Genomic DNA, 6,319 nt, shown 5'->3' with positions numbered 1-6,319 from the left:
GTGAGGGATTCTTGGAAGGAGTTTCGTTTGGAGCCTTATTTCTCCTTATCTCCTCTGAGCTATTGAAAGGGGGTGATAAAACTGGGGGTAGATCAGCATTGGCTCTCTAGCTCTCCAATAAGGTATGACTTGTTCAACACAGCGGATTCCAAAGGGTTCTTTTCGATAGTGGGAAAGGAAGCCCGAAAGTAGTGCACGCGGATTCAGCCTCCTCAAGCAAAGAGAAAAGGAGCTACTGTTCACTTTCCCTTTGCGGGGGAGCTTTCGAAAGCTCCGATGTCAGGGGCCTTCCCCAGGAAGCGCCTTTTGCCCTCGAAGTCAACCTTCACCTCCTTGAGCGGTTTCGCCCTGTCTATGGCAGGACTTCCAGCAAGGAGTCGGAAGTCGTACTTCTTGGGGTTTGCAAATTTCGGGTCGAGATGGAGCGAGTGGGCGTCCTGAGATTTGGCCCACTTCTCAACGGTCTCTCTGATTGGATTGCCGTGGGGAGGAAGTTCCACATCACCCTTCCCGTTTCGCCACCAGAGGTTGAAATCGCTCCAGTGGGAGGCAATTGCTTCGAGCTTGGCGCTCTCGTCCCAGACCCAGAAACCCAAGCCAGCTCCACCGTTCCCGGCGATTATGTTGTTGAGGATGAAAATTCCCCGGCTCACCGCCTCCTTGCCCGTGTAGTGGATTCTCCTCTTCCCGCCGGCAATGAGGATGCCGTAACCTTCGTTACCGAAGATGGTGTTGTGAATGAGGCGAGTGCCGAGCGTCTCGTAAAGCATTATCCCCACTCCCGTCTTGTTCTCTCGGAGCGACCCTCGCCACCTCCTGGTGTGGCAGATGACGTTGTTGACCGCCACATTCCCTTCCAAGCACGCCTCGAACTCCAGCCCGGCGATGAGGTTTCCATGAAGGAAGCACCGCTCGACGAGATTGTTCTTGCATCCGTAATCGAACCAAATCCCCTTACCGTTGTTATTCCTCGCGATATGGCCTATGATGCGGTTTCCCGAAGGGGCTCCGCCTACCACCTTCACGCCTCCAGAGTGCCAAAGGGGCCCGAACCTCCACGAGTTCTCATCGGTGACGCACCCCTCAAGGACGCTATCGTGGATGCTGGCGGAGATCCCGCACCTCCCGTTGTGGTTAGCGACGCACCTTATCATGCGGTTGTTCCTCCCTGCCACCCGGAAGCCGTCGAGGTTGTTCCACTCCGCCCAGCAACCTTCGATGACGATGTCCCTCCCTATGACATCGAAGGCGGCCTCCTTGTGGTGGTTGGCCACATACATAACCGTCAAGCCCTTGAACCGCAAGTGACTGCCCCGCACGAAGATCCCCCGTTGCCTCACCGCCACCTCCACTCTGGAGAGGGACGTCCCGTAGGGGACGGCGATGTAAAGTTTTCCGTTCTCATCGTCCACGAAGAAGGTGTTCATCATCAAAAGCCCCCTGGCCGGGACCTGCTTGAGCGGCCTCCCGTCGACGAAGACCATCTCGCACCTCTTGGCATACGGTCCGAAGTCCTCCCACTCCTGTGGGTAGTGGGCATCGAGCCGGTATTTCCAAAGGGCGACCCAGACAGGATTCCCCGGAATCTGCTTCCACTCCCGAAAGATTTCGCTCCCCTTGATGATTGCCTTCCCCTCGTGCCTGGGGCAGGCTTTTATGACGATGGGCTTATCCTTGGTTCCGCTGGCCTTTATCGTCACCGACTCCCGATACACTCCTGCCTTTATCAGCACCACATCCCCCGGCTTGAGGTCCGTCACCGCTCGCCCTATGGTTTTGAAGGGGAGTTCCTCCGTGCCCGGGTTGCGGTCAGATGCTTTGGGGTGATTTGCGTCCACGACGTAAGTCCTCGCAAGGCAGAGATGAGGCAGGACCATCACAAGGAGCAACGCCAAAACTCGCATATTCCATACCTCCGACACAGCCTATCACACCTGGAAGGGATTTCCCTTGATGATCGTGTACTCCAGCTCCATCCTACAGCTTTCCCCATCCCATCTGAACAGAATCAGATTGGCCCATTTTCCAACCGCTATCTCGCCCATTCTATCATCCACCCCCAGAAGCCGAGCGGGAATTGAGGAACACATCCTGATGGCATCCTCCAGATTGATCCCGGCGAATTTGACCAGATTCCCCACCCCTTTATCTAACCTCAGAGCTGATCCGGCCAGATACTCCGTTCCGATCAGTCCCACCCTGCCGTCTTCTCTGACTTCAACCTTCCCGTAGACACCGGGCGGCATCCCGGCGGCAAAGACAGCATCTGTGACCCCTATCACCTTCCCCTTACCCTTGCATCTGATGAAACATTTGACGACGCTGGGGGGGAGGTGATGGCCGTCGGGTATAATGCTGGCATAGAGCTCATCAGCGGCCAGTTGATCCCAGATATAGTTAGGGTGTCGCCTTATCCTGGCATGAGCACCGTTGCCTAGGTGGGTTGAAAGCCTCGCGCCCGCCTTTATCGCGTCCTGGATATGTCCCGTCTCGGCGCCGGTATGTCCGATGGCCGGTAGGATACCCTCATCAGCGAGCCTTTCGATGAATTCCACAGCGCCCGACCTTTCAGGTGCGAGCGTGACATATCTTATCCGTCCCTCAGCCGCCTCTTGAAACTCCATGAATTCATCCCAGTTCGGATCGCGCACGTGTTCCTTAGGGTGAGCCCCGCGCGGTCCATCCTCCTCGGAGATATAAGGTCCCTCCATGTGGATACATACGACGTAATCGGCCATCTCCTTATCGGTGCATGCTTCTGAGATCGCCCTTATCGAGCGCAACATCCTCTCATGTGATCCCGTCGTAACGGTGGGACAGAAGGCCGTCACACCGGTCTTTATCATCGATTCCCTCATCTTATAGACCGTATCCGTCGAGACATCCTCGGCGTTGAGGCTCACACCGGCGAATCCGTTGACCTGGATATCTATCAGCCCGGGAGCGAGGATCAAATCCTCGTCTCCTATCGCACCATCGGGCTTTTGGGATGATGGCGTGATGGATCTTATCACCCCATCCTCTATATCGATCACGCTCAATCTCATCGTGTCATATAGCTTGCCGAACACCCTCATGGTTAACCTCCTGTGTTTTCCCTTCCGACATTTAAGGGAGGTAGGCTCCTAACATAGACGTCCTGTTGCGGGAACGGGATCTCCACCCCGTGTTCCCGAAAGGCAGCCTCAATGGCGTAGTTTATATCGCTTATCACCCGTCTTCTGATCGTCGGCGAGGAGATCCACACCAGAAGCTCGAAGTTCAGCGATGAATCGCCGAACTCGTTGAACCAGACTTCCGGCTGTGGATTATCCAGCACGTCAGGATGCTCCCTTGCGATCTCCATCAACAGCTTGGTCACAAGCTGAATGTCAGAACCATACGCCACGCCCACGGGGATGTGTATTCTGATCTTCGGATCCCCTAACGTCCAGTTTATCACCTGGCCTGAGACGAAAACGGAATTGGGAACGATAACGGAGATGTTATCCGGCGTTGATATGGTCGTCGATCTTATCTTGATATCCTTTATCACCCCTTCCATATCGCCGACGGAGATCAGATCGCCGACCCTGACGGGCCTTTCAAACATCATGATCAGGCCTGAGGCGAAATTCGAGGCGATATTCTGAAGCCCAAAGCCGATCCCAAGCGAAAGCACGCCGGCTATAAGCGCCAACCCCTTCAAATCCAGACCTATCATGTTTATGACCTGATAGATCACGATCGCCATGATCAGATAGTGTATCAATCTAAGTATGGTAAACTGGGTTCCTTCATCTAGATGCGTTCTGGAGAGGAGCTTGCTTTTGAGGATCTTCTGTAGTTGCTTGGATACTATCCAGGAGACCACGACGAAAGCCGTCATTTCTAGGATCAGGAAAGGAGTTATGGCTATGTTTCTGATCGTGAAAAGTTTGAAATTGAGGATATCGAGGATCGTCTTCATCATTTGCCCTCCGGGTTGATTATACTGGTCATCTCCTCAGCGGTTATCTTTCCGCCGGGACCAGCGAATTGGAGCGTAACCCTGTTTATCACATCCCCTTCCTCGACCGCCTTGACGTCTAATGTGACCTTTATCTTATCGCCCGGTCCGATCTCTCCCAGATCGAGGGATAGGATTCCATCCTTGAGGGCAGGCTGTCCGATAGGGCTTTTCGCATCGAGGTATTTCAACTTCGACGGGATCTCATCCATCAGCTTAACCGCTTCGGCCTTGGCCGAGCCCACGTTGGTCACGAGGATCGTGTAGGAGAACCCGTTACCCAGTATAACAGGGTCCTCGCTATCGGAGATCTCCACCTTCAGCTCCGGCTTCGCCACGGCCACCAAGGTGATAGCGGCCTTGGCGGATCCCCCTCGAGGGGAGATCGCCTCAAAGTTCAGCTCATATCTGCCGGGCGATGTGGGAACTATTTCGAGTTTAACCGGTTTGGATTCTCCCGTGCCGATCCTGCCGATCTGAACTTCATTCTTACCGCCGTCGATCTCCACGCCATCCGGCGCTATTATCTCGATCCTCACGTCATCGGCATCGCTTGTGCCGGAGTTTGTGAGATTTAGCTCTATCTCATAGCTTCTCCCAACCTTGGCCGCCAGGATGTCATGAGAAGGGGTAAGGCTCAGTTTGGGTGCCGTTACCCTAGTGATAGTCCCATCCGTAAGGCTCATATCGCCGTAGATCGCCTCCCCTTTTATCTCCCAGATCCCCTCCCTTAATGGGGTAAGAATCATCGTGAAGGATTTCGAACTCCCAGGTGAGACACGGCCGCTCTTCCACGTAACCGTTTCCCTTTTCTCATCCGCCTCCCCATCGATCGCCCTCACGAGCTTCATCCCCTCAGTGGGGATATGAGCCTTCAATTCAACGCCATCGATCGAGCGGTTGCCCTCATTGCTCAGGGAGAGCGTATATGTGATCTGCGAACCAGGGGCTGTTATCTCCGGTCCGTTTATCGACAGCTTGAGCCGAGGAGGGATAACCTCCATGTTCGCCTCTCCTATGCTCTGTATCCCCTCCGCTGAAAGGGCTGAAATGGTACATTTTTGGCTTCCCGGCCTGAGAGGCAATATCTCAACAGACACCTGCATCTTTTTGCCTGGAGCTATCTCATCGATATTCGGGATCGACCCAACAAGTCTGAAACCCTCGGATGCCAGGTTCAGACGAACCTTTCTGGCAGGGGATGTCCCTGAATTGGAGAGCTCGATCTGCAGCTTTACCTTTTCCATCATGTTCGCCTTTGCAGGTCCACGGACCGATATCTTCAACTGGGGTGCTTTCCACTCCGTTGATACCTCCCCTTTGCTTATGATCTGTCCCGATCGATCGAACAGTTCAACCCCTATAAGTGCCTTCCCCAGCCCCGGCTCGGTCAATCCCAAGGCAGCCTCGGCGAGACCCTTAGCATCGGTCTGAAGGGTTATCTGCTTGGCTCCATCTTCAAAAAGCGCCTCTATCAGTCCCTCGGTCTTCAGAATCGAATAGCTCACCTTCATTCCCTCGATTGGAGAGCCATCTGTAGCCTTGAAAACCTTCGTTCTGAGCCTTATCGCGTTGCGGGCGTTATCCGAGAAATTCACCACACTCACGGAGTCAGGGGGAAACTCCCACGCGATATCCAACCATTGACAGGTGACATATGCGGTTCTCTGAGAGCTCATGGGTATGGAAGGACAAATAGCTATAACCTTTGTCTGCCCCGGATATGTCGCCGATATCCCCACCCACGTATCGCCCGGCTCCAATTTCAAGCTCCTGCCGTCCCTGGGATTTCGTTTCAGATCGAGCGATGAGGAATTGGTATATGTGACGGCATATCTGTTGTTCACCTTACCTTCGTCATCTGCCTCGACGATATCGCCGGTCGAACCGGGAAAATCGCTCAACACCCACTCCACCCTCACGTTGGGCACGGGGTTGCCCTTAGAATCGATCGCCCTGACGACGATCAGATGCTCCGTCATCACCGGGTTAACGTCGATCTCGGGCGTGTCATCCTCCGTAGGCTGAAGGATCAACATGGCCGGATGGCCGTTCGAAATGGAGGTTTCACGGGGTAGGATGGGAACATATAGTCTCTCCCCGGGCATGATGAGTTCGGGATCGGAGATGATGTTGACCTTCAGGAACTCCCGCCATCTGTCCTTCGAGCCCAGATATTCCTCGGCGAGCTTGCGCAGCGTATCGCCTTCCTTGATGATCACCACCCTGGTGGGTATATCCACACCCTCGCGTTTAACTATTCGCGACCGGGATAAAGCGGGAAAAAGCATAAGGAGAAGCGATATGATAAGCATCCCCTTTTTCATCCCG

At 54.3% G+C, this 6,319-nt stretch carries 4 protein-coding genes; all 4 read right to left on the bottom strand.

All coding sequences use genetic code 11. The annotated features are described in order from the left end of the window. Window positions 1–239 precede the first annotated feature (239 nt). The 4 genes from J7M22_16240 to J7M22_16225 are packed head-to-tail and all read right to left on the bottom strand — an operon-like array spanning window position 240 to window position 6,315. Window positions 240–1,904, bottom strand: a complete 1,665-nt coding sequence (locus J7M22_16240) for a right-handed parallel beta-helix repeat-containing protein (protein MCD6508158.1) — start codon at window positions 1,902–1,904, stop codon at window positions 240–242. Window positions 1,905–1,928: 24 nt separating this feature from the next. Next, complete coding sequence (nagA, locus tag J7M22_16235; protein ID MCD6508157.1) at window positions 1,929–3,077, bottom strand: N-acetylglucosamine-6-phosphate deacetylase; 1,149 nt, start codon at window positions 3,075–3,077, stop codon at window positions 1,929–1,931. A 2-nt stretch (window positions 3,078–3,079) separates the two neighbouring features. Further along, the gene (locus tag J7M22_16230) at window positions 3,080–3,949 is read right to left on the bottom strand and encodes a mechanosensitive ion channel family protein (GenBank protein ID MCD6508156.1); all 870 of its coding nucleotides are present in this window, start codon (window positions 3,947–3,949) and stop codon (window positions 3,080–3,082) included. Further along, window positions 3,949–6,315 carry a DUF11 domain-containing protein gene (locus tag J7M22_16225; GenBank protein MCD6508155.1) on the bottom strand — a complete coding sequence of 789 codons (2,367 nt, stop codon included), beginning with the start codon at window positions 6,313–6,315 and terminating at the stop codon, window positions 3,949–3,951. The genes J7M22_16230 and J7M22_16225 overlap by 1 nt, the downstream gene beginning before the upstream one ends. Window positions 6,316–6,319 lie beyond the last annotated feature (4 nt).

The sequence above is a fragment of the Candidatus Poribacteria bacterium genome (assembly GCA_021162805.1).
Classification (GTDB): Bacteria; Poribacteria; WGA-4E; order B28-G17; family B28-G17; genus JAGGXZ01.
This window is presented reverse-complemented; position numbering and strand designations above follow the sequence as displayed.